General features: G+C 61.1%; 20 protein-coding genes. 10 read left to right on the top strand and 10 right to left on the bottom strand.

The window, feature by feature from the left end:
* Positions 1-18: 18 nt before the first annotated feature.
* The 10 genes from BUC40_RS12365 to BUC40_RS12320 form a co-directional block, all read right to left on the bottom strand.
* A complete protein-coding gene (locus BUC40_RS12365) occupies positions 19-1,626 on the bottom strand; it encodes a carboxyl transferase domain-containing protein (RefSeq protein WP_073266024.1) in 1,608 nt (535 codons plus the stop codon).
* Between the two features lie 83 nt (positions 1,627-1,709).
* Positions 1,710-2,894 (bottom strand): isovaleryl-CoA dehydrogenase, encoded by a 1,185-nt coding sequence (locus tag BUC40_RS12360; RefSeq protein ID WP_073266022.1) that lies wholly within the window; start codon positions 2,892-2,894, stop codon positions 1,710-1,712.
* A 46-nt stretch (positions 2,895-2,940) separates the two neighbouring features.
* The gene (locus BUC40_RS12355; protein ID WP_073266021.1) at positions 2,941-3,324 is read right to left on the bottom strand and encodes a MerR family transcriptional regulator; all 384 of its coding nucleotides are present in this window, start codon (positions 3,322-3,324) and stop codon (positions 2,941-2,943) included.
* A gap of 134 nt (positions 3,325-3,458) precedes the next feature.
* Positions 3,459-3,896: a phosphotransferase system, HPr-related protein gene (locus BUC40_RS12350; RefSeq protein ID WP_073266019.1), complete on the bottom strand. Its 438-nt coding sequence runs from the start codon at positions 3,894-3,896 to the stop codon at positions 3,459-3,461.
* Positions 3,897-3,981: 85 nt separating this feature from the next.
* Positions 3,982-4,308, bottom strand: coding sequence for a thioredoxin family protein (locus tag BUC40_RS12345; RefSeq protein WP_073266017.1), 327 nt, complete (start codon positions 4,306-4,308; stop codon positions 3,982-3,984).
* Between the two features lie 70 nt (positions 4,309-4,378).
* Positions 4,379-4,690, bottom strand: a complete 312-nt coding sequence (locus tag BUC40_RS12340) for a YgaP-like transmembrane domain (protein WP_073266015.1) — start codon at positions 4,688-4,690, stop codon at positions 4,379-4,381.
* Between the two features lie 165 nt (positions 4,691-4,855).
* Positions 4,856-6,196 carry a CitMHS family transporter gene (locus BUC40_RS12335; RefSeq protein ID WP_073266013.1) on the bottom strand — a complete coding sequence of 447 codons (1,341 nt, stop codon included), beginning with the start codon at positions 6,194-6,196 and terminating at the stop codon, positions 4,856-4,858.
* A 47-nt stretch (positions 6,197-6,243) separates the two neighbouring features.
* Positions 6,244-7,560 (bottom strand): dicarboxylate/amino acid:cation symporter, encoded by a 1,317-nt coding sequence (locus BUC40_RS12330; protein WP_073266011.1) that lies wholly within the window; start codon positions 7,558-7,560, stop codon positions 6,244-6,246.
* A gap of 60 nt (positions 7,561-7,620) precedes the next feature.
* Complete coding sequence (locus BUC40_RS12325) at positions 7,621-8,703, bottom strand: 4-oxalomesaconate tautomerase (protein ID WP_073266009.1); 1,083 nt, start codon at positions 8,701-8,703, stop codon at positions 7,621-7,623.
* Between the two features lie 391 nt (positions 8,704-9,094).
* The gene (locus tag BUC40_RS12320; protein ID WP_073266007.1) at positions 9,095-10,015 is read right to left on the bottom strand and encodes a LysR family transcriptional regulator; all 921 of its coding nucleotides are present in this window, start codon (positions 10,013-10,015) and stop codon (positions 9,095-9,097) included.
* Positions 10,016-10,227: 212 nt separating this feature from the next.
* On the opposite strand from BUC40_RS12320, the gene BUC40_RS12315 reads away from it, so the two are divergent.
* The 10 genes from BUC40_RS12315 to BUC40_RS12270 all read left to right on the top strand — a co-directional run bounded on the left by BUC40_RS12315 (position 10,228) and on the right by BUC40_RS12270 (position 22,504).
* Complete coding sequence (locus BUC40_RS12315; RefSeq protein ID WP_073266005.1) at positions 10,228-11,313, top strand: 4-oxalomesaconate tautomerase; 1,086 nt, start codon at positions 10,228-10,230, stop codon at positions 11,311-11,313.
* Positions 11,314-11,346: 33 nt separating this feature from the next.
* Positions 11,347-12,609 (top strand): OprD family porin, encoded by a 1,263-nt coding sequence (locus tag BUC40_RS12310; protein ID WP_083593496.1) that lies wholly within the window; start codon positions 11,347-11,349, stop codon positions 12,607-12,609.
* Positions 12,610-12,653: 44 nt separating this feature from the next.
* Positions 12,654-13,637, top strand: a complete 984-nt coding sequence (locus BUC40_RS12305) for a Bug family tripartite tricarboxylate transporter substrate binding protein (protein ID WP_073266001.1) — start codon at positions 12,654-12,656, stop codon at positions 13,635-13,637.
* 43 nt (positions 13,638-13,680) lie between these two features.
* Positions 13,681-14,136, top strand: coding sequence for a tripartite tricarboxylate transporter TctB family protein (locus BUC40_RS12300; protein WP_073265999.1), 456 nt, complete (start codon positions 13,681-13,683; stop codon positions 14,134-14,136).
* Between the two features lie 3 nt (positions 14,137-14,139).
* Positions 14,140-15,651 carry a tripartite tricarboxylate transporter permease gene (locus tag BUC40_RS12295; RefSeq protein WP_073265998.1) on the top strand — a complete coding sequence of 504 codons (1,512 nt, stop codon included), beginning with the start codon at positions 14,140-14,142 and terminating at the stop codon, positions 15,649-15,651.
* A gap of 52 nt (positions 15,652-15,703) precedes the next feature.
* Positions 15,704-16,675 (top strand): D-2-hydroxyacid dehydrogenase family protein, encoded by a 972-nt coding sequence (locus BUC40_RS12290; RefSeq protein ID WP_073265996.1) that lies wholly within the window; start codon positions 15,704-15,706, stop codon positions 16,673-16,675.
* Positions 16,676-17,665: 990 nt separating this feature from the next.
* A complete protein-coding gene (locus BUC40_RS12285; protein WP_073265994.1) occupies positions 17,666-18,823 on the top strand; it encodes an outer membrane beta-barrel protein in 1,158 nt (385 codons plus the stop codon).
* A 135-nt stretch (positions 18,824-18,958) separates the two neighbouring features.
* Positions 18,959-19,498, top strand: a complete 540-nt coding sequence (locus BUC40_RS12280) for a polysaccharide biosynthesis/export family protein (protein ID WP_073265992.1) — start codon at positions 18,959-18,961, stop codon at positions 19,496-19,498.
* A gap of 2 nt (positions 19,499-19,500) precedes the next feature.
* A complete protein-coding gene (locus tag BUC40_RS12275; protein WP_073265990.1) occupies positions 19,501-21,732 on the top strand; it encodes a GumC family protein in 2,232 nt (743 codons plus the stop codon).
* Between the two features lie 46 nt (positions 21,733-21,778).
* Complete coding sequence (locus BUC40_RS12270) at positions 21,779-22,504, top strand: tyrosine-protein phosphatase (protein WP_073265987.1); 726 nt, start codon at positions 21,779-21,781, stop codon at positions 22,502-22,504.
* The last annotated feature ends 37 nt before the right edge of the window (positions 22,505-22,541 follow it).

The following is a 22,541-nucleotide window of genomic DNA, read 5'->3' as shown; positions in this document are numbered from 1 at the left end:
GTCTGTCCTCGGCCGGTGCTACATGCGGAACACGCCGAAGCGTGTCGGCTCGATGGGCGCATTCAGGCTGGCGGAAATCGCCAGGGCCAGTACATCGCGGGTTTGCGCCGGGTCGATCACCCCGTCATCCCACAACCGGGCGCTGGAATAGAAGGCGTGGGCCTGGCGCTCGTACTGCTCGACGATGGGCTGTTTGAGGCGCTGTTCGTCTTCGGCGGAAAACACCTGGCCGGCGCGCTGTGCCTGCTCGTGCTTGACCTGCACCAGCACCCCGGCCGCCTGTTGCGCACCCATCACGCCGATCCTGGCGTTGGGCCACATCCACAGAAAACGCGGGTCGTAAGCCCGGCCACACATGCCGTAGTTGCCGGCGCCAAAGCTGCCACCGATGATCACCGTGCACTTCGGCACCTGGGCGCAGGCCACCGCGGTCACCAGCTTGGCGCCGTGCTTGGCGATACCGCCCTCCTCGTACTTCTTGCCGACCATGAAACCGGTGATGTTCTGCAAAAACAGCAACGGGATGCCGCGCTGGCAGGCCAGTTCGATGAAATGCGCGCCCTTCTGGGCGGCCTCGGCGAAGAGGATGCCGTTGTTGGCCAGGATGGCGATCGGGTAACCGTGGAGGTGGGCGAAACCACAGACCAGGGTAGCGCCGAACAGCGCCTTGAATTCATCGAACTGCGAGTCGTCGACGATCCGCGCGATCACCTCGCGCACGTCGAACGGTTGCTTGGCGTCGGCAGGAATCACGCCGTACAACTCATCGGCGGCATAGCGCGGCGCAATTGGCGTATGCACCTGCAACTGGCCGAGTTTGCGCCAGTTGAGGTTGGCCACGCAGCGCCTGGCCAGGGCCAGGGCGTGTTCGTCGTTCTCGGCGTAATGGTCGGCTACGCCGCTGGTCTTGCAATGCACGTCGGCGCCGCCCAGTTCCTCGGCGCTGACCACCTCGCCGGTGGCGGCTTTGACCAGCGGCGGGCCGGCAAGAAAGATGGTCGCCTGTTCGCGCACCATGATGGTTTCGTCGCTCATCGCCGGTACATAGGCGCCACCGGCGGTGCACGAGCCCATGACCACGGCGATCTGCGCGATGCCCTGGGCGCTCATGTTGGCCTGGTTGAAGAAGATCCGCCCGAAGTGCTCGCGATCCGGAAACACCTCGTCCTGACGAGGCAGGTTGGCACCGCCCGAATCGACCAGGTAGAGGCACGGCAGGCGGTTTTCACTGGCGATGGCCTGGGCGCGCAGGTGCTTCTTGACGGTCAATGGGTAGTAACTGCCGCCCTTCACCGTGGCATCGTTGGCGATGACCATGCACTCAACGCCCTCGATGCGGCCGATACCGGCAATCACCCCGGCAGCCGCGACCTCTTCGTCGTAAACCTGGTAGGCGGCCAGCGCGCCGATTTCCAGAAACGGCGAGCCAGGGTCGAGCAGCCGTTCGATGCGCTCGCGCGGCAGCAACTTGCCCTTGCCGGTATGTCGCGCCTGGGCCTTGGCGCCACCGCCCTCACGGGTCTGCGCGAGCAAGGCCCGCAGTTCTTCGACCTGGGAGAGCATCGCCTCGCGGTTAGCGGCGTATTCGCTGGAGCGGGTGTTAAGTTGGGTAAGCAGAGTTGCCATGACGCGGCTCCGACTGACGAACACCTTTGAAAGCTATCTGCGTTTTTAAAGGTGTCCGGTAACAGGAAAACGAAGGGCTCTGATCAAGCCGTTTCGTTGAACAACTCGCGGCCGATCAGCATGCGGCGAATTTCACTGGTGCCGGCGCCGATCTCGTAGAGCTTGGCGTCGCGCCACAGGCGGCCGACCGGAAATTCGTTGATATAGCCATTGCCGCCGAGAATCTGGATCGCCTCACCGGCCAGCCAGGTGGCTTTTTCGGCAGCGTAGAGAATCACCCCGGCGCAGTCCTTGCGAACCTGGCGCACGTGCTCGCTGCCCAGCGCATCGAGCTGCTTGCCGACCGCGTAGAGATAGGCGCGGCAAGCCTGCTGGGTGGTGTACATGTCGGCAAGCTTGCCCTGGATCAGCTGGAACTCGCCGATGCTCTGGCCGAACTGCTTACGGTCGTGGATATAGGGCACCACCACGTCCATGGCGGCCTGCATCAAGCCCAGCGGGCCGCCGGAGAGCACCGCGCGTTCGTAATCCAGGCCGCTCATCAGCACCCGCGCGCCTTCGCCAACGCCGCCGAGGATATTTTCTGCGGGCACTTCGACGTCCTGGAACACCAGCTCGCCGGTGTGCGAGCCGCGCATGCCGAGCTTGTCGAGCTTCTGGGCGACGCTGAAGCCGGGCGCGCCCTTCTCGACGATGAACGCGGTCATGCCCTTGGCACCAGCAGCTGGATCGGTCTTGGCGTAGACCACCAGCACGTCGCAGTCCGGGCCGTTGGTGATCCACATCTTGCTGCCGTTGAGCAGGTAATGGTCGCCCTTGCGGTCGGCGCGCAGCTTCATCGACACCACGTCGGAACCGGCGTTGGGCTCGCTCATCGCCAGGGCACCGATATGCTCGCCACTGATCAGCCTGGGCAGGAAGCGGCGCTTCTGCGCCTCGCTGCCGTTGCGGTTGATCTGGTTCACGCAGAGGTTGGAATGGGCACCGTAGGACAGGCCGATGCCGCCAGCGGCGCGGGAGATTTCTTCCATGGCCACTATGTGCGCCAGGTAACCCATGCCGGCGCCGCCGTACTCCTCGCTGACGGTCAGGCCGAGCAAGCCCATGTCGCCGAACTTGCGCCACAGGTCCATGGGGAATTGGTCACTGCGGTCAGCCTCGGCGGCGCGCGGGGCGATTTCCTTGGCGGCGAAGCCGGCGACCGCGTCGCGCAGCATGTCGATTTCCTCGCCGAGGAAGAAATTCAGGCCTGGCAGGTTAACGCTCATGTAACGGCTCTCCATTCTTGTAATTGTCGGATGCAGTGACGGCGACTCAGGAAGCGGCAGGCAGCTCCTTCATGGCATTCAGGCAACGCTGCTCGGCGGTATCCAGCTCCTGTTGCATCTGCTGGATATCGAGCATCTGCCGGGCGAGCTGCTCGCGGCGCTCGGTAATCTTCGCCAGAAAATAGTCGAGCTGTTTGCGGTTGCCGCTAGGGTCGTAAAGGTCGATCAGTTCCTTGCATTCGGCCAGCGAGAAGCCGATGCGCTTGCCGCGCAAGATCAGCATCAGCGTGACCCGGTCACGGGCACTGTAGATGCGTTCCTGGCCACGCCGCTCGGGCGCGAGCATGCCCTGCTCCTCGTAGAAACGAATGGTGCGGGTGGTAACGCCCAGCTCCTGGGCCAGATCGGAAATGCTGTGGGAAATGCTCATGGTGCGGCTTTCTATTGGAGTGACCTTTACGTAAACGTAAGCCTGCAATCGGAGAGCTGTCAAATAGATAAGTTGTGATGTTAGGTGGGAGCGTTAAAAAGGCATGACCGCTGCGGTCATGCCTCTGGGATGAATCAGGGCTGCGGCTTGCCGTCCCACGGTTCGCCATCGAGGGGGCGCTTGCGGGCCAACTCGGCTTCGTCAAGCCCTTCGCCAGCGCCAATATCTTCTTCGCCAACCACGCTCAGATCGCGATCAGCCGGCTTGTCGTCGCCGCGCTCGCGCGGAGAGCGTGCGCCGGTATCGTCGATCAGGTTTTCCGGGCTGAGGTCATCGAGGCTGACACCATCTTCATGGCGCCCTTCCTTGAGAGTTTCACCACCGCTCTGCCCGGCTTCGCGCACGCGCTCACCCGGATATTCATGCTGCACTTCATCTGTCGGGCGACGATCACCGATGCGGCCCTGACGCTCATCGCGGCTCTCGCTGAAGTCCAGTTGCTCGATCGAGCCCATGCGGTCCTCGGTATCGTCGATCTCGCGAGGCGTGATGGGTTGCTTGTCTGTGCTCATGATGGTCTCCGCTGTAGGTTCTATCTGGTGGACTCGCCCCACAGCGGGAAAATTCAGGGAAAGTGACGGGCGCCAGCAGCACCATTCAGCCCTCGCCCACCAATTGCTCCAGTGCTTCTTCGATCACGCTGATGCTGGTAGGACGAACCAGCCGAGTGACCTCGACGCCATCACGCAACAGCACCAGAGTCGGCCACAGTTTGACCCGAAAGGAACGGCCGAGCGGGCGGCCACTGCCGTCTTCGATTTTCAGGTGTTTAACTTCGGGATAGTCGCCCAGCACTTTCTCCACTAAAGGCTGGGCCGCCTGACAATGGCCGCACCAGTCGGTGCCGAACTCGATGAGGGTCAGGCCTGGCATCGCCTGCACATCGGCTGACGTCGGCGCCTTAGCACTGTAGGGATTGCTCATGAGATCTCCTTGTCGATGGCACAAACAAAACCGCCCCGCTCAAGCGGGGCGGTCAGGGATTGGCAGCGTATCAGACGCTGTCGCTGAGCTTCTTGGCGACCGGCTTTACCCGCTGGGCGATCTCGCCCTCGATGCGGCTAACGGTATCACTGATGCGGTCCACGTCAGGGCGCATCGAGCGGGCGTCCTCCATGATGCTTTTGAGGCGGCAATGGCCACTCAGACCACGGGCGACCAGCATGCCGCCAAACGCCGCACGTACCAGCCCCAGCACGCCACCGCGCTTGAGGCCGCCGCGAGCCATGGCGATACCGCTACCAATGGAAAGCGCACGCTCCCAACCCTGGACATTACTGCCGTCTTGTTTATCGAATGTGGACATAGCGTTCGCTCCGGTCAGTGATTGATTCCTAACCGACTGGCTAAAGCGGCCCGGCGTTCGAGTGTGCCGACAGGCGGATGACTGGTATCGCCCTGACGAAGACGGCCGCCCGCGGGCAGCCGTCTGGTACGAAGCTCATTGCTTGACGCCGTGCCGCAACCGGATTCAGACCATGAAGGAAATGGCGCCGGTGATCACGGCCACAAAGGTAATGACTAGCGAGAGAATGACTGCCCACTTCACGGTAGCTTTCTGGAAATCGCCGATGTCCTTGTCGACCATGCCGACCAGCAACAGGGTGGAGGCCACCAACGGGCTCATCAGGTGCACCGGCTGGCCGAGAATGGACGCCCGGGCGATCTCCAGCGGGCTGATGCCATAGGCCGCTGCCGCCTTGGCGAGAATTGGCACCACGCCGAAGTAGTAGGCATCGTTGGACAGCACGAAGGTCAGCGGCATGCTGGTGATCGCTACCACCAGCGGGAACAGGTGCCCCCAGGACGGCGGGATCATGTCGACGATGCTTTGCGCCAGCGCATCGACCATCTTGGTGCCCGAGAAGATGCCGGCGAACACGCCGGCAGCGAACACCAGCAGCACCACGGTCATGGCGTTGCCGGCATGGGAAAGGATGCGCTCTTTCTGGATGTCGAGCTGCGGGTAGTTGACCATCAGGGCGATCACGAAGCCGATCAGGAACAGCACCGCGGCGTGGGCTATGCCCATGACCAGCGCGGTCATCACCGCGACCACCAGCAGCAGGTTGATCCACACGAAGCGCGGGCGCTTGTAGGGCTGATCGCCGAGGATTTCCTTGATGTAGCAGTCGCCACCACCGGTCTGCAGCTCGGTATTGCCGATGCGACCACGCTCCTTGCGACCGAGAATGTAGGCGATCAGCACCACACAAGCAGCGCCGGCAGCCATAGTTGGCAGCAGCGGGATGAAGTACTCGGAAGCATCCAGACCCAGCGCAGCGATAGCACGGGTGGCGGGACCGCCCCACGGCGTCATGCCGCTCATGATGCTCAGTGAGAGCATCGACACCGTGGCGAGAATCATCGGGTTCATACCGATGCGCCGATACAGCGGCAACATTGCCGCGCAGGTGATCATGTAAGTCGTGGTGCCATCGCCATCCAGCGCGACAGTCAGCGACAGCAGCGCGGTGCCGACCGCGATTTTCACCGGGTCGCCGTTGACCTTCTTCAAGATGACCCGAATCAGCGGGTCAAACAGCCCGGTATCGATCATGATTCCGAAAAACAGAATCGCGAACAGCAGCAAGGCTGCCGAAGGCGCGACCATTTTCAGGCCATCGAGAATCATCTTGCCGGTGGAATCGCCGAAACCGCCGGCAATGGCGAAGACGATAGGAATGAAGGTAAGTGCAACGATGGGCGACATGCGTTTAGACATGATCATGTAGGTGAACACGACCACCATCGCCAACCCGAGTAGAGCGAGCATCTGAATTCTCTCTTGTATTGTTATTGAGACGAGCATCGGCTGCCGCGTCGGTACAACCGGCGCAGCAGAATGTTGCGTGGGCTTTACTTCAGTGGCGACTCCGTGTGGGCAGCAGCCGGCCAGCCGGGCTGTGTCTCGCCGCCTGGTGGTTGGGGACGTTCGTTAAGGACGGCGTGCAGCGTCCTACGATCACAGGCGCCCTCAGACAGCGACACCACCACGGTGGCCACCGCGTTGCTGGCCAGGCTGGTAAGCGCGCGCGCTTCGGACATGAAGCGGTCGATACCGATCAGCAGCGCCAGGCCGGCGAGCGGCAGGTCATGCATGACCGACAGCGTCGACGCCAGTGCGACGAAGCCACTACCGGTCACGCCGGCGGCGCCCTTCGAAGACAGCAACATGACGGCGAGCATGGTGAGAACTTGCGTGAGAGACAGATCGATATTGCAGGCCTGGGCGATGAACACCGCCGCCAGCGACAGGTAGATCGCCGTGCCGTCGAGGTTGAACGAATAGCCGGTTGGCAGCACCAGACCGACCACCGACTTGCGGCAACCCAGCGCCTGGAGTTTTTCCAGCATGCGCGGCAATACCGGCTCGGTCGACGAGGTACCGAGCACCACCAGGAACTCTTCACGGAAGTAGCGCAGCAGCTTCCACAGGCTGAAGCCGTACATGCGGCACAGGCCGCCAAGTACCACGAACACGAAGAATGCGCAGGCGACATACAGCGTCATGATCAGCTTGGCCAGCGAACCCAGCGAGGTAATGCCGTACTGACCGACCGTGAAGGCGATGGCACCAAAGGCACCGATCGGCGCGAAACGCATCAGGTAGGAAAAGATCTTGAAGACCATCTTCGATGCGGCTTCGAGCACATCCAGCACTGGTTTGCCCGCCTCGCCGATAGACGACAGGGCAAAGCCGGACAACACGGCGATAAACAGCACCGGCAGCACCTCACCCTCGGCGAAGGCACTCATGAAGGTGTTGGGGATGATGTGCATGAAGAACTCGACCACACCGAGCTTCGCTGCAGAGGCCGTGTACTGAGAAAGGCCCTCGGTATTGAGCTTGCTGGGGTCGACGTTCATGCCGACGCCCGGCTGGAACAGGTAAACCGCACACAGGCCGATCAGCAGGCTGAGCACCGTCAAGCAGAGGAATAGGCCCAGTGTCTTGCCCATCAGGCGGCCCAGCGCACTCTTCTCGGTCATGCCGGCAATGCCGGTGACGATGGTGCAGAACACCACCGGCGCGATCATCATTTTCACCAGTTTGATGAATGCATCGCCGAGAGGTTTGAGGGCGGTGGCTTGCTGCGCCCAGAAGTGGCCAACGAGCACACCGAGCAGCACGGCGCAGAGAATCTGGAAATATAACGATCTGACGACTTTCATCAGGCATCACCCATTTATAGAAATTGTTCGGATGCGCAAATTTTCGTTCGAGCCGGGTATTCAACCGGCCAGACGTTGCCCTTCCGGGGCGTGTACTTCTCCGGAAAACAGCCGCCGAGCGGTCCGCACCACGGAGGCGCGAATCGTCTTGCCGTTTTCACCCACGTACGCCAACGCGACGTCGATCGACCCGCTTGGGTGCTCGATGCGTACGTGGTTCAGGCGCTCTGCGTTGTCATCAAGCCCGAGCATGTCGGCCGCCACGGTGTGCGGGCTGACGCAGGCAGTCGCCAGGCCGATCGAACCGGTGATCGCCAGGGCGCGGTGACAGTTGTGAGGCATGAAATACCGCACCTGGATGGTTCCGCCGGATGAGGCAGGCGCCAGCAAGACGGGTTTCGGAATGACTTTGTCAGTGACGTCGCCAAGGCCCATGGCCAGGCCCGCCTGCAGGCGGATCGACTCGAGGCGGGCGAGAAAAACCTTGTCGGCATCCAGTTCGGCAGGCGACTCACAGCCGGTCTTGCCAAGACTGGCGGCGTCGATCAGTACCATTGGCATGGCCATGTCGATGCAGGTGGTTTGCACGCCATCGAACCGATCGCGGGTGTTGCCAGTTGGGAACAGCTTGCCGGTTTTGCTGCCGGCAGCGTCCAGAAAGGTCAGTTCGATTGGCGCCGCGACACCTGGCACACCATCGATACGGGTATTGCCCGCATAGGTCACAGCGCCGCCAGGGGTCTGTACCTTCGAGCACACGAAGGTGCCGGTATTGAGGTTGCGGATGCGCACTTCAGTCGTGCGAGGGCCGGCCTTCACGAGGCCGTGCTCAATGGCGAACGGGCCGACTGCACAGAGCATGTTGCCGCAGTTGGGCGCCGTATCGACGCGGCGCTCGGACACCATTACCTGCACGAACAGATAATCGACGTCCGCATCCGGGTGGCTGGATGCACTGACGATGGCGACCTTGCTGGTTTGCGGGCTGCCGCCGCCAATCCCGTCGATCTCGAGCTCATGCCCTGCCCCCATGACCGATAGCAATACTTCATTTCGCTCGTCAATCGACTCAGGCAAGTCGCTGGCAAGGAAAACGGGCCCTTTGGAGGTGCCTCCGCGCATGAGCACACAGGGGATTCGCATGACTTTTTCTCTTGTACTGATCAATCAGGCCGATTGATGCCTTGAGCAAAAGAGTCACACGCACTGACAATTCCATCAAATGCAAATATTTCAGAATTTAATGCGCAAAACGCATCAAAGAATTCCGTGTCGAGCTGCGCGCTAAGCGCTTTACCATACGAAAATCATCTAAATAGCATTGAAGATCTTGATACTTCGGGTAAACCGAAGACAAGTGAGCATTCTTAAAACTGCTATCCCCGAATACGTCGTTGTCGCCAAATGACGCTGATCCGATAAGCAAACCAGGCTGCCCGCTGACAAAAAATCGGCAAGGTTCCGCTCAAAAAAAGCGCCACCCTGGGGCAGCGCTGTTCATGAGTGCAACTTCGCCAGTCGATGTCGCGACGGATCACGCTGGCTTGTCGGTGCCCAGTGCGGTATAGCCGGGCCACTGCTTGAGCAGAGTCTCGACGAACTGCTCAGCGGCCGGTGACAGCGAGGAACCATGGCGCCGAACCAGGCCTAGGGTGCGACTTATCACAGGGTCTACCAAGGGCCGCTGCACCAATATCGGGTGATCCTCGGCGGGCATTGCCAGGCTCGGCATGGCGGCAATACCCAAGCCTGCCTCGACCATCCCCAGCGACGTGGACAAATGCTGCACTTCGTAGAACCAGCTAGGCCGCCAGTCGAGATGCGACAGGCCATGGTCGAGCAGCACGCGGTTACCGCTCAAGCGACCGACACCGATCAACCGGTAATCACTCAACTCACGCCACGCCACCTGTGGCTGCTCGGCCAACGGGTGATCACGTCGGCAAGCCAACACGAACGGCTCGTTGACCAGCGGCGTGAAGTCGATTTCGGCGTGCTGGCCACTGAGCATGTTGATGCCGAAATCCGCCTCGCCACGCAGCACCGCTTCCAGGCCTTCGTGGGCACTCAGGTCAAGAATGCGGATGCGGATCTTCGGGTACTGGCGGTTGAAATCACGGATCACGGTGGGCAGGAAGTAGAACGCCGCGGTCGGGATGCACGCCAAGGTCACCTGCCCGGACTGACGCTCGGCCAGCTCGCGGATGCCCAGAATGGATCGCTCGAAATCGTCGAGCAGGCGCCGTGCCTTTGGCAGGAAGTCACGGCCTACGGCAGTCAGGCTAACGCGCCGGGTGGTGCGATCCAGCAGCTGAGTGCCCAAGCCCTCCTCCAGCTTTTGCATGCGTCGGGTAAGGGCCGGTTGCGAGAGATGGATGGCGTTGGCCGCTTCGTGGAAATTGCCGAACTCGGCAATTTTTACAAAAGCTCGCAGGTCTTGAAGCTCGTAATTCATGCAAGAAACCTATCAATCAGTATTTTTATTTTTCAGCGCAGATTAGTGCATTTAACAACATCCCGCGACCTGCAGCCAATGTAAGGTCACTGCTCACGCATTAATGCAAGAATACTATCAATACAAGAAATATATGCAATTTACAAAACAAACTGCGATGACCACCATTTAATAAAAGCAAGAATAAGAGCATTTATTGCACTGGAGGCATCATGCAATCCATTCCCTGCGTGCTTATGCGCGGCGGTACCTCTCGCGGCCCGGTTTTTCTGGCCAACCACCTGCCCTCCGATATCGCCCTGCGCGACGAGTTGCTCCTCAATGTGATGGGTTCTGGCCACGAGCTGGAAATCGACGGCATTGGCGGTGGCAGCCCGCAGACCAGCAAAGTGGCAATCGTCAGCACCTCAGATCACCCCGACGCAGATGTCGACTACCTGTTCGTACAGGTAATGGTCACTCAGCGCCGCGTCGATACCGCGCCTAACTGCGGCAACATGCTCTGTGCCGTTGGCCCGTTCGCCATCGAACATGGCTTGGTCAACGCCAGTGCGCCCGTCACCCGCGTGCGTATTCGCAACCTCAATACCAACACCCTGGTCGACTCGGAAGTGCAGACGCCCAAAGGCAAGGTACGCTACGAGGGCGATACCAGCATCGACGGCGTGCCGGGTAGCGCAGCCCCAATCAAGCTGACCTTCCTTGATGCCTCCGGCGCCAAAACCGGAAAATTGCTGCCTACCGGCAACGTTCGTGACTGTTTCGATGGCGTCGAGGTGACCTGCATCGACATGGCCATGCCCATGGTGCTCATGCACGCCGAAGCGCTGGGCAAGACCGGTTACGAAACCCCAGACGAGCTGGATGCCGACACGGCGCTGCTCGAACGCCTGGAGCGCATTCGCCTGCAGGCCGGCGCTGCCATGGGCCTGGGCGACGTCAGCCAGATGGTGATTCCCAAGCCGGTGCTGCTCGCCCCACCGCGCAAGGGCGGCACCCTATCGACCCGCTACTTTATGCCCCACAACTGCCACCGCTCGATCGCTGCCACCGGCGCCATCGGTCTGGCCAGCGCCTGCGCCCTGCCCGGCAGCGTGGCGTTCGACATCGCTCCTATCACAGGCGCGGCGCTGGTACGCCTGGAACATCCGGGCGGCGAGATCGAAGTGTCGCTGGCCCCCGGCGAAGACGCGCAACCGCACAACATGCAGGCCTCCCTGATTCGCACCGCACGCCGCCTGTTCGCCGGCGACGTGTACGTGCCGCAGGCCCTGAGAGGCACACCCCGCAAGAACTGACACCAACCAACGCTGCACCACGAGTGAACAATAATGACAACAAAGAACCTGTTTCACGTCGCCGTCGCACCAGCTTTCGTTATGGCCTCCTTGCCCATGGCCGTCAACACGGCGCTGGCCGATGATTTCATCGAAGACAGCAAGGCCAACCTGGAACTGCGCAACTTCTACCTCAACCGTGACTTCCGCGACGGCCCGGGGCAGAACAAGCGCGAAGAATGGGCCCAGGGCTTCATCCTCAACATGGAGTCCGGCTACACCAGCGGCACCGTCGGCGTCGGCCTCGACGCCCTGGCCATGCTCGGCGTCAAGCTCGACTCCTCGCCCGATCGTGCCGGTACCGATCTGCTGCCACGCGACAGCGATGGGCGCCCCGAAGACGACTACAGCAAGCTCGGTCTGACCGCCAAGGTGCGCGTCGCCGACAGCATACTCAAGGTCGGCACCCTGATGCCGAAGATGCCCACCCTGCAGTTCAGCAACGCCCGCCTGCTGCCCCAGACCTTCGAAGGCTGGCAGTTGCAGAGCAAGGACATCGAGCGCCTGACCGCCTCCTTCGGGCAGATCTCCCGCGTGGTGCAGCGCGACGTGTCGGGCTCCGAGAAGCTGGCCCTGAACAACAAGAACAACCGTTTTGGCGGCAGCCCGGACAGCGACCATCTGCGCTTCGTCAGCCTCGACTACGCCCTGACGCCCAACACCCAGATCAGCTACCACCAGGGCGAACTCACCGACATCTATCGCCAGCACTTCCTCGGCCTGCAGCACACCCTGCCCCTCGGCCCGGGCAAGCTGAAGAGCGACCTGCGCTACTTCAACAACAGCGAAAGCGGCAAGGCGCGCGCCGGCAATATCGACAACCAGGTGTACAACGCCATGTTCACCTACAGCCTGGCGGGTCATGCACTGGGCCTGGCCTATCAGCAGATGCGCGGCGACGACGGTTTCACCTACGTCGACGGTGCCACGCCCTACCTGACCAACTTCGTGCAGATCAACGACTTCGCCGGCCCCGACGAGCGCTCCTGGCAGGTTCGCTACGACTACGACTTCAGCAAGGTAGGCATCCCCGGCCTGACCTTCATGACCCGTTACGTACGTGGCAGCGGCTTCGATCTGGCCAACGGCGACACTGGCGCCGAATGGGAACGCAACACCGACCTGGCCTACGCGTTCAGCCAGGGCCCGCTGAAGAACCTGACGGTCACTTGGCGCAACGCAGCCTACCGCGCCAACTTCACCCGGGGAATCGATGAAAACCGCCTGATTCTGAGCTACGCCCTACCGATCTGGTAATCCGCCGGCTCACCTGCAAATAACTCCAATAAAGGTATAACCCAATGAAATTCATGAAGAACCGCTTTCTCCTGCCACTCGCCGGAGCCCTGCTGCTGACCGGCATGCAAGCGGCTCACGCCGACCAGCCGAGCCGCCCCGAGTGCATCGCACCAAGCAAGCCGGGCGGCGGCTTCGACCTGACCTGCAAACTGGCTCAGGCCGGCCTGAAGGACAACCAGATCCTCAAGTCGCCGATGCGCGTGACCTACATGCCGGGCGGCATTGGCGCCGTGGCCTACAACGCCGTGGTCGCCAACCGCCGCAACGAGCCCGGCACGCTGGTGGCCTTCTCCGGCGCCTCGCTGCTCAATCTGGCACTGGGCAAATACGGCCGTTTTGACGAAGACGCCGTGCAATGGCTGACCACCATCGGCACCGACTACGGCACCCTGGCGGTACGCGATGACTCGCCGTACAAGAACCTCGACGACGTCGTGAAGGCGCTCAAGAAAGACCCGAAAAGCATCGTCGTTGGCGGCGGTGGCAGCATCGGCGGTCAGGGCTGGATGAAGATCGCCCTGCTGGCCAAGGCTGCCGGCATCAACCCGAGCGAGCTGCGCTACGCGGCGTTCGAAGGCGGCTCCGAACACTACATGGCGCTGATGGGCAAGCACGTCGATCTGGTCACTGGCAGCGCCAGCGAGATCGCTTCGCAGAAAGGCAACAACATCCGCACCCTGGCGGTATTCAGCGAAGAACGCTTGCCAGGCGATCTGGCCGAGATTCCTACCGCCCGCGAGCAGGGTTACGAAATCCAGTGGCCGCTGATCCGTGGCTATTTCGTCGGCCCGGACGTACCCAAGGAGCAGGTGCAGTGGTGGCGTGAGTCGTTCGCCAAGCTGGAGTCCTCCCCTGAATTCGAGCGCTACATGGTCGACCGTGACGTACTGCCGATGTACGTGAGCGGCGACGAGCTGCAAGCCCTTGTGAAAAAGCAGGTTGCCGAGTACCGCGAGCTGGGCCGCGAGTTCGGTCTGGTCGAATAACCCTTCCGGGAGAGCCGTCCGGCTCTCCCCTCTGGAGCATCCCATGCAAGACCGTATCTTTGCCGGCGTCAGCCTGCTGCTGTGCATCGGCCTGGCGCTGACGGCCTGGAGCTACCACGCGCCCTTCTCATACGAGCCGGTCGGGCCGCGCGCCTTTCCGCTGCTGCTCATCGTGCTGATCGCCCTGGGCGCCCTGTACCTGCTCATCAAGCCATCGCACGCTAGCCAGGAAGCCAGCGAACCGGCCCTGGATCGCCACGTGATACGCAAGATCGTGCTGTGCGTCGTCGCCCTGTTGATCTATGCCGCGCTGTTCGAATTGGCCGGTTTCATCGTCGCCAGCACCGCTTTCGCCATCGCCATGGCGCGCCTGTACGAAGGCACCTGGAAGGCCAGCCTGACGTCCGGCGTGCTGCTCGCCATCGGCCTGTACGTACTGTTCGACAAAGCCCTCGATGTTCCGCTGCCACTCGGCCTGCTTAACGGCCTGGAGTTCTGATTCATGGAAACCTTCGCTTACCTGGGCCAAGGCTTCGGCGTAGCCCTGAGCCCCTATAACCTTTTCACCGCCCTGTGCGGCACGCTGATCGGCACCGTCGTTGGCCTGCTGCCGGGCCTGGGCCCGATCAACGGCGTGGCGCTGCTGATTCCAATCGCCTTCGCCCTCGGCCTGCCGCCGGAAACCGCACTGATCCTGCTTGCGGCCGTGTACCTGGGCTGTGAGTACGGCGGCCGTATTTCCTCCATTCTGCTGAACATCCCGGGCGAAGCCTCGGCGGTGATGACCACTCTGGACGGCTACCCACTGGCCCGTCAGGGCAAGGCTGGCGTGGCGCTGTCGATCTCGGCCTGGAGCTCCTTCGTCGGTGGCCTGATGGCGACCTGCGGGGTGGTGATCTTCGCCCCGCTGCTGGCCAAGTGGGCGGTGGCTTTCGGCCCGGCCGAATACTTCGTGCTGATGGTGTTCGCCATCGTCTGCCTGGCGGGCATGGCCGGCAACAAACCCATGAAGACCGCCATCGCGGCCTGCATCGGCCTTCTGCTGTCTTGCGTGGGCGTCGACTCCAACAGTGGCGTGTACCGTTTCACCTTCGGCAGCCTCGGCCTGGCCGACGGCATCCAGTTCGTGGTGCTGGTACTCGGCCTGTTCTCGGTCAGTGAAATTCTCGTTTTGCTCGAACGCACCCACCACGGCCAGAAGGCTCTAGATACCAGCGGCCGCATGCTGTTCAACGTCAAGGAAGGCTTGTCGGTTCTGGCTACCAACCTGCGCAGCGGCGCCACGGGTTTCGTCATGGGCGTTCTGCCTGGCGCCGGCGCGACCCTGGCCAGCGCTGTCTCCTATATGGCCGAGAAGCGTCTGGCCGTGAAGGACAACAAGTTCGGTAACGGCGACCTACGCGGCCTGGCAGCTCCGGAAACCGCCAACAGCGCCGCGGCCTGCGGCTCCATGGTGCCGATGCTGACCTTGGGCGTTCCCGGCTCGGGCACCACCGCGGTGATGCTCGGCGCGCTGACGTTGTACAACATCACCCCGGGACCGTTGCTGTTCCAGCACCAGCCGGACATCGTCTGGGGCCTGATCGCCTCGCTGTTCGTGGCCAACGTCATGCTGATCATCATCAACGTGCCGATGATCAAGGTTTTCACCAAGATTCTCGCCGTGCCGTACTGGGCACTGGTGCCGGCCATCGCCATCATCACTTCGATCGGGGTGTACGCGGTCCACGCCACCACCTTCGACCTGTTTCTGATGATCGGCATCGGTGTATTTGGCTACATTTTGCGCAAGATGGACTTCCCGCTGTCGGCGATCCTGCTGGGCTTCATCCTCGGCGGATTGATGGAGCAAAATCTGCGCCGCGCCCTGTCGATCTCCAACGGCGACCTGAGCATCCTGTGGAGCAGCTCGATCACCCTGGCGGTATGGGCGCTGGTGGCATTGATGATAGCCTTGCCCTTCTGGCGTATCTGGCGCGCTCGCCGCAAGGCAGCGGCACCGAGTGCCAGCTGATACTTCACCGAATCAGGCTCCCGCGGGAGCCTGAACCGTTTTTGGAGCCGCCATGCATATCGTCATTCCCGATGATTACCAGAACGTCATTCGCACGCTCGACTGCTACGCCACCCTGAACGGCCACCAGGTCAGCCTCTACCACGATGCCGTGGACGACGTGCAACTGCTCGCCGAGCGTTTTGCCGACGCAGACGCCTTGGTGCTGACCCGCGAGCGCACCCGTATAGATGAAGCGCTGCTGAGCCGCCTGCCCAACCTCAAGCTGATCAGCCAGACCGGCAAGGTCTCCAACCACCTGGATGTCGAAGCCTGCACCCGCCATGGCGTGGCGGTAATGGAAGGCCGCGGCTCACCGATTGCACCGGCAGAACTGACGTGGGCGTTGATCATCAATGCGCGGCGCCAGCTGTTACCGGCCATGCAGGCGATGTACGAAGGCCAATGGCAGGTCAACCTCGGCCAGCGCCTGGCCGGCCAAACCCTGGGCATCTGGGGCTACGGCAAGATCGGCCAGCGCCTGGCGCGCTATGCCCAGGCCTTCGAGATGCCCGTGCTGGTGTGGGGTAGCGAAGCATCACGCCAGGCCGCCATCGCTGACGGTCATCAGGCCGCATCATCGCGCGACGCTTTTTTCGCCGAAGCCGATGTAGTCACCCTGCACTTGCGCTTGGCACCAAGCACCCGGCACCTGGTGACCGCTGCCGACTTGGCGCGGATGAAACCCCGCGCATTGCTGGTTAACACCAGCCGCGCCGAACTGATCGCACCGGGCGCGTTGCTCGAGGCCTTGAACAATGGCCGACCTGGCTTCGCGGCGCTGGATGTATTCGAGCAGGAGCCTCTGGTCGACACCAATCACCCGCTTCTGCAGCATCCTGGTGTGCTGTGCACGCCGCATCTGGGGTATGTCGAGCGCGAGGGCTACGAGCTGTATTTCGGCGATGCCTTCGCCAACGTCAGGGCATTTTTTTGCGGCGACGACTGCACGCTGGTCAACCCGGAAGTGCGGGCAGGTCAATGATAGGAAGGACGCGCCGCGAAGGCGCGTCGGTTTCCAGGCAAGGCTTACGCATCGCTGCCTACAACTTGGCGACGTCAGTTACCCATGCTGAAAAGCTAGCATAGCGCCATGATGTCGATATGCCTTGAATCATCTAACTCAATATTGATACAGCCCGCTTAAATTGCCCTTTTATATATAGAAGGCGCTTCAGCATCCCTGATAGCAACTCAGCGAACTGATACTACTGCGCCACTATCGGCACCCATCAGAAATAATTAGCGCCTTCGGCTTCCACATTAACCTCAATGTCTTCCGGCAGCCGCCAGAAGCCATAAAGCATGGGGCAACAGGGCCTGCGGACCGATGGAAACGTGCTTGGAGGGTATCGAATCGGGCAATGGCGCTGACTAAACAAATAAATACGTTCACCCTTCACCATTTAAAAGCGTCCTTCAAAAAAGCAGGGCGCTTAATGAAGTGCAAAAAGCCAGCTTATAGATCAGTTTTAATAAATACATGCTCAATTACCGTGACAAAGTTATAGCCACTGCTAAAAACCCGATAGCGACATTTATATTAAGCCTCGGCACGAACATTGCGTTGCACCTATATGAATAGAGCCTGCATTAATGTGCCTGTCATGGGACGAGCGCAGTGTTATTGGAGTTGGTGGCAGCTTGAGGCCGTGTATCAGAAGGCAATCAGTGGAAGAGGAAAGTCTGTCAATCCGCCTCGACTTACAGGATCCGCCGCACCGCTTTGCAGCGTCGCAGCCGCACACGAGCCAACAAGATGCACAGGAAAGTTCAGAGTTTTTTTCTCGTGCTGCAAACGCTCACTTTCAGGGGCCACGGGGAACTTCTTACGAGAGCCGACAACCAATGACTCATGAAAAATGACCGCAAGTCAATGTGATAGGTAGCTGACATCCCCATGCCAGACCCTCTGATCGCAATGCCGAGCGGCTCTCCACATCAAGCGATAGACCCCGGGAAGGGATTTGGCACCATGAAACTCACCAAGATACTGACGGCTTCACTAGCAGGTACGCTGTCTACAGCCAGCTGGGCAATCGACCCACAACATATCAACCTGGCTGGGTTCGAGTTCACGCCAACCCTGAATGTCGGCGAAAGCTACGACAGCAACTACCGAGGCCTGAACAAGGCCCGCTCCTCCTGGGTGACCAGCATCAATCCGAAATTCCTGCTCAGCGCCGAGACCCGCAACACCGGCTACCAGCTCGAATACGAAATCGACGACCAGAACTACCATTCTGACGACAAGGCCAGCCATACCGATCAGCACCTGCGTTTTCGCAGCATCATGGAATTCAACTCGCGCAACCGCCTGCGCTGGAATCTGGGCTATCACCGCGTCGAGGAAACCACTGACGTGAGAGACCCCGACAGGGACGAAAACGATAAGTACGATCGCAGCGTAGCCGGCGCCGTGTACACCTACGGCACGCTAACCGGGCTCAACCAGATCGACTTCGGCGTCAACTACGAGTCCATCCGCTATCGCAACAGCGGTGACCTGAACGAAGACCAAGACCGCGACAGCACCATGCTGAACACCGTCTGGTACCACCGCCTGGGTGGCAGCACCCGCTCGCTGGTCGAGCTGCGCCACACCGTCAACGAATACGTGCTCAGTGACAGCGACCGTGACAGCACCGACGACGCCGTGCTGTTCGGCGCCACCTGGGATGCCACCGCCAAGACCTCCGGTACCGTGCGCCTGGGTGCCCAGCGTAAGAATTTCGACAGCAGCAGCCGTGAGGACTACACCAGCCCCATGTGGGAAGTTGGTCTGAAGTGGGAACCGCGCACCTACTCCATCGTCAAACTCGACACGCGTCGCTCCTTCGACGAAGGCGAAGATGGTGCGAGTACCGTTCAGGACACCACCACACGCCTTGGCTGGGAGCACGAATGGTCTGCCTTCATCAGTTCGGAGCTGTTCTACCGCTACTCCGAGCGCGACTACAAGGCAACCGAACGCAAGGATGACCGTACCGGCTATGGCCTGGAGTTGACCTACTCCCCGCTGCGCTGGGCTGATGTATCGCTGGGTTACCGCCACACCGAAAACGATTCGAGCGTGCGGGAAAAATCCTACGACCGGAACATCTATCAGCTGTCGTTGAGCTTGAGCCTCTAACACCCGGGCTCCTCAGCAGGGTGACGACATAGTCGTCACCACCCCTATCAACCTTTTCCCGTTTGTCTTAGCAGGCGAGCGGCGGGCGTCCCTTTTCCAGCGCCTGATGAACTAGCAACTACAAGGAGTATGCGGATGTCAGTCCACCATCTGTTCAAAGCCTTCTCGCTGCTGCTGATGCTCGCATTCGCAGCTGGCGCACAGGCCAACCCGCAGTATCGGCTGAGTTCTGGCGACGTGATCAAGATCAGTGTCTTCGGCGAGCCGGATCTGTCTTTCGAGGAAATCCGCCTCAATGATGCGGGCACTTTCTCCTACCCGTTCCTGGGGGCGATCGAGGCCAGCGACAAAACTGCAGCCGACATCGAACGAATCCTCACCGAACGCCTGAAGGCTGACGGCTACCTCGTCGACCCGCGCGTCTCGGTCGCTGTCACCACCTACCGCGAGTTCTACATCAGCGGCGAAGTGAAAGCTCCAGGCGGCTACCCCTATCAACCCGGCCTGACCCTGGACCGTGCCATCGCACTGGCCGGCGGTCTGACCGAACGGGCATCGACCAAACGCATCACCATCGCCCGAGGCACCGGTGAAGCCCGCGCCTCGGAAAAAGCCACGCTCGACACCCTCGTCAAGCCGGGTGACACCATCACCATCGATCAAGGGTTCTTCTGAATATGAACAGTCCTGCACGAACGATCCGACAGTGGCAGCCATCGCCCTCGGAAGCAGATAGCGATTACATCGACCTGCGGCGCATCTGGAATGCCGTGTGGATGCGCAAGTGGGCGATTGCCCTGTTCGTGGTGGTGGTGACCCTGATCACCGCCGTCGCCGTGTCCCGCATGACGCCGATCTACCGCGCTGTCGCCTCGGTGATGATCGAGACCAAGGGCACCCAACTGGTGTCCTTCCAGCAGGTCACCGACACCACCGGTGCGGTCAACGAATACCTGCAGACCCAGCTCGGCCTGATCAGAAGCCGCGTGGTGGCCGAGAAGGTGGTGCGTGAGCTGAACCTCACCGAGCATCCGGACTTCGACCCGCGTCAGCAGCCGCAGCCGCTGATCAACTTCAGCGCCATCACCAATGGCGTGCAGAGTGTCCTGTCGTACACCGGCCTTGTAGATGAGCCAAAGCCGTCCGAGCCGATGAGCGAAGGCGAGCTGATGGATATCGTCACCAAGATTCTGATGGATCGCACCACCATCTGGGTCGAAGGCAAAAGCCAGCTGGTCAACATTTCCGTCGACCTGCCGGATCGCCTGACCGCTGCATCCATCGCCAACTCCTTGGCCCGCAACTACATCGACAGCCAGCTCGACGCGCAGATGGAAATGTCGCTGCAGGCCACCACCTGGATGAACACCCGCCTCACCGAGCTGCGCAGCTCGCTGCAGGAAGCTGAAAACCGCCTGCAGGCTTACCGCGAAGCCGAAGGCCTGGTGGACGTCAACGGCGTTGCCACCATCAGCAACAACGAACTGTCGCTGACTGGCGATCGCATGATCGACGCGCGTCGCCAGCGTGCCGAGGCAGAAAGCCAATACCGTCAGGTGCAGTCCATGGGCAGCGGCGACTGGCGCCGCCTGGCCAGCGTGCCGGCTGTGCTTGGCAACCCGCTGATCCAGCAGTTCAAGTCTGAAGAGGCCCGCGCTCGCGCCAAGGTCGAAGAACTGTCGCGTCGCTATGGTGACCGTCACCCGGCCATGCTCGCAGCCAAGTCTGACCTCAGCGCTGCTTCGGCAAGCCTGCGTGCTCAGGTCGAGCAGGTAGTGGCCAGCATCGAGCGTAACTACCAGCTGGCCGTGGCCAACGAGAACTCGCTGAACGCTTCGTTCGACAAGAACAAAGAGCAGATTCAGGACATCTCGCGCAAAGAGTTCAAGGTGCGTGAGCTGACCCGCGATGTGGAAAGCAACCGTTCGCTTTACGAGACCTTCATGACCCGTCTGCGCGAAACCGCAGCCACTCAGGACGTCAACTCGAGCAACGCGCGCATCATCGACCAGGCTGTCGCCCCACTGCAGCCGGCCGCGCCTAACCAGAAACTGCTGATCGTTCTGGCTGCTGGTCTGGCTCTGGTGTTCGCTGTTGCGCTGGCCATCGTTCGCGACATTCTGAACAACACCTTCAAGAGCGCCGACGATGTCGAGACCAAGCTGAACCTGCCGGTACTGGGCATCGTTCCGCTGATCGCCAACAACTCCAAGTACACCGCCGCGCACCTGTTCGAGCATGGCGAGGACCAACGCTTCTGCGAGTCGATCCGCACCATTCGTACCAGCCTGATGCTGGCCGACACCACGCGCTCGCAGAAAGTACTGGTCGTCACTTCCTCGTCGCCAGGCGAAGGCAAGAGCACCCTGGTGGCCAACATGGCGTTCGCCCTCAGCCAGCTGCAGCGCGTGCTGCTGATCGACGCCGACCTGCGCCGCCCGACCCTGGCCAAGAGCTTCGATTTCCCGATCGGCACACCTGGCCTGGCCAACCTGATCACTGGCAGCGCCAAGGTCGAAGAGTGCATCCACAACATGGGCACCAACCTCGACATGCTGCCGGCCGGTGCAGTACCGCCGAACCCGCTGGAGCTGCTTGCCTCGCCGCGCTTCGCTAAGTTCCTGGAGATGATCAAGGAGCGTTACGACCACATCATCATCGACTCGCCGCCCAGCCAGGCGGTGAGCGATGCGGTGCTGCTGTCGACCTTCGCAGACTCGGTGATTTACGTGGTCAAGGCAGACGGCACACCTATCCCACTGGCCCAGCGTGGCGTTGGTCATCTGCTGCAGAGCGGTGCCTCGGTAATGGGTGTGGTGCTCAACCAAGTGGACGTGGAAAAAGCGGCTCGCTCCGGCGAATACAGCGGCTACTACGATCACTATGGCTACAGCGACCGCAAGGCCTGATTGCCGCCATGACAGATAACCAGCGCACGACAGCAGGAGGTGTCTGATGATCGATCTGCATTGCCACCTGCTGCCGGGCATCGACGACGGCCCGGCAGACCTGCCGACCGCGCTGGACATGGCCCGTATGTCAGTCGCCAACGGCATCAGCCATGTGGTCTGCACACCACATATTCACATCGGCCGCTACGAGAACGACAGCGACAGCATCGGCGAGGCCTGCAGCCGCTTTAATGCTGCCCTGCAGGACGCAGGCATCGACCTGAAGGTCGGCGCCGCTGCCGAGGTACGTTTCTCTGGCGAGCTGATGCCCCGCGTACTGGATGGCAGCATTCCGTTTCTCGGCCAGTGGGAAGGCAAGAAGGTGCTGCTGCTGGAATTTCCCCACGGGGAGATGCCATTTGGCGCCGAACGCCTGACCCAATGGCTGCTGGACAAGGGCATTGTGCCGATCATTGCGCACCCCGAGCGCAACAAGGCGCTGATGAACAATCCGAGCAAACTCAAGCCATTTATCGAGCAAGGTTGCCTGCTGCAAGTGACCGCTGCCTCTGCCGCTGGTCGATTTGGCGAACGCGCAATGCACCTGGCTCACGAACTGCTGAGCAATCGTGTGGTCAGCATTATGGCGACTGATGCCCACAACCTGGATCACCGCCCTCCCCTATTACAAGAAGGTCTCCTGCAAGCCGCCCGGATCCTGGGCGAGAGAGAGGCCGAACGTCTGGTCATCGACACGCCCTGGCGCATCGCACACCAGCATTTCGCTTAGTTGACTGCCTGTTAACGCGTGCCTGTCGGTTCAGGCC

Origin of the sequence: Phytopseudomonas punonensis, assembly GCF_900142655.1 — a bacterium.
Taxonomy (GTDB): Bacteria; Pseudomonadota; Gammaproteobacteria; order Pseudomonadales; family Pseudomonadaceae; genus Aquipseudomonas; species Aquipseudomonas punonensis.
The sequence above is the reverse complement of the archived record's forward strand: the minus strand, read 5'-3'. Positions and strand labels throughout refer to the sequence as shown.

Bases quoted from the DNA above. Each gene is read 5' to 3' on its own strand.
- BUC40_RS12365 (WP_073266024.1), bottom strand. From the start codon at position 1,626: ATGGCAACTCTGCTTACCCAACTTAACACCCGCTCCAGCGAATACGCC.
- BUC40_RS12360 (WP_073266022.1), bottom strand. From the start codon at position 2,894: ATGAGCGTTAACCTGCCAGGCCTGAATTTCTTCCTCGGCGAGGAAATC.
- BUC40_RS12355 (WP_073266021.1), bottom strand. From the start codon at position 3,324: ATGAGCATTTCCCACAGCATTTCCGATCTGGCCCAGGAGCTGGGCGTT.
- BUC40_RS12350 (WP_073266019.1), bottom strand. From the start codon at position 3,896: ATGAGCACAGACAAGCAACCCATCACGCCTCGCGAGATCGACGATACC.
- BUC40_RS12345 (WP_073266017.1), bottom strand. From the start codon at position 4,308: ATGAGCAATCCCTACAGTGCTAAGGCGCCGACGTCAGCCGATGTGCAG.
- BUC40_RS12340 (WP_073266015.1), bottom strand. From the start codon at position 4,690: ATGTCCACATTCGATAAACAAGACGGCAGTAATGTCCAGGGTTGGGAG.
- BUC40_RS12335 (WP_073266013.1), bottom strand. From the start codon at position 6,196: ATGCTCGTCTCAATAACAATACAAGAGAGAATTCAGATGCTCGCTCTA.
- BUC40_RS12330 (WP_073266011.1), bottom strand. From the start codon at position 7,560: ATGAAAGTCGTCAGATCGTTATATTTCCAGATTCTCTGCGCCGTGCTG.
- BUC40_RS12325 (WP_073266009.1), bottom strand. From the start codon at position 8,703: ATGCGAATCCCCTGTGTGCTCATGCGCGGAGGCACCTCCAAAGGGCCC.
- BUC40_RS12320 (WP_073266007.1), bottom strand. From the start codon at position 10,015: ATGAATTACGAGCTTCAAGACCTGCGAGCTTTTGTAAAAATTGCCGAG.
- BUC40_RS12315 (WP_073266005.1), top strand. From the start codon at position 10,228: ATGCAATCCATTCCCTGCGTGCTTATGCGCGGCGGTACCTCTCGCGGC.
- BUC40_RS12310 (WP_083593496.1), top strand. From the start codon at position 11,347: ATGACAACAAAGAACCTGTTTCACGTCGCCGTCGCACCAGCTTTCGTT.
- BUC40_RS12305 (WP_073266001.1), top strand. From the start codon at position 12,654: ATGAAATTCATGAAGAACCGCTTTCTCCTGCCACTCGCCGGAGCCCTG.
- BUC40_RS12300 (WP_073265999.1), top strand. From the start codon at position 13,681: ATGCAAGACCGTATCTTTGCCGGCGTCAGCCTGCTGCTGTGCATCGGC.
- BUC40_RS12295 (WP_073265998.1), top strand. From the start codon at position 14,140: ATGGAAACCTTCGCTTACCTGGGCCAAGGCTTCGGCGTAGCCCTGAGC.
- BUC40_RS12290 (WP_073265996.1), top strand. From the start codon at position 15,704: ATGCATATCGTCATTCCCGATGATTACCAGAACGTCATTCGCACGCTC.
- BUC40_RS12285 (WP_073265994.1), top strand. From the start codon at position 17,666: ATGAAACTCACCAAGATACTGACGGCTTCACTAGCAGGTACGCTGTCT.
- BUC40_RS12280 (WP_073265992.1), top strand. From the start codon at position 18,959: ATGTCAGTCCACCATCTGTTCAAAGCCTTCTCGCTGCTGCTGATGCTC.
- BUC40_RS12275 (WP_073265990.1), top strand. From the start codon at position 19,501: ATGAACAGTCCTGCACGAACGATCCGACAGTGGCAGCCATCGCCCTCG.
- BUC40_RS12270 (WP_073265987.1), top strand. From the start codon at position 21,779: ATGATCGATCTGCATTGCCACCTGCTGCCGGGCATCGACGACGGCCCG.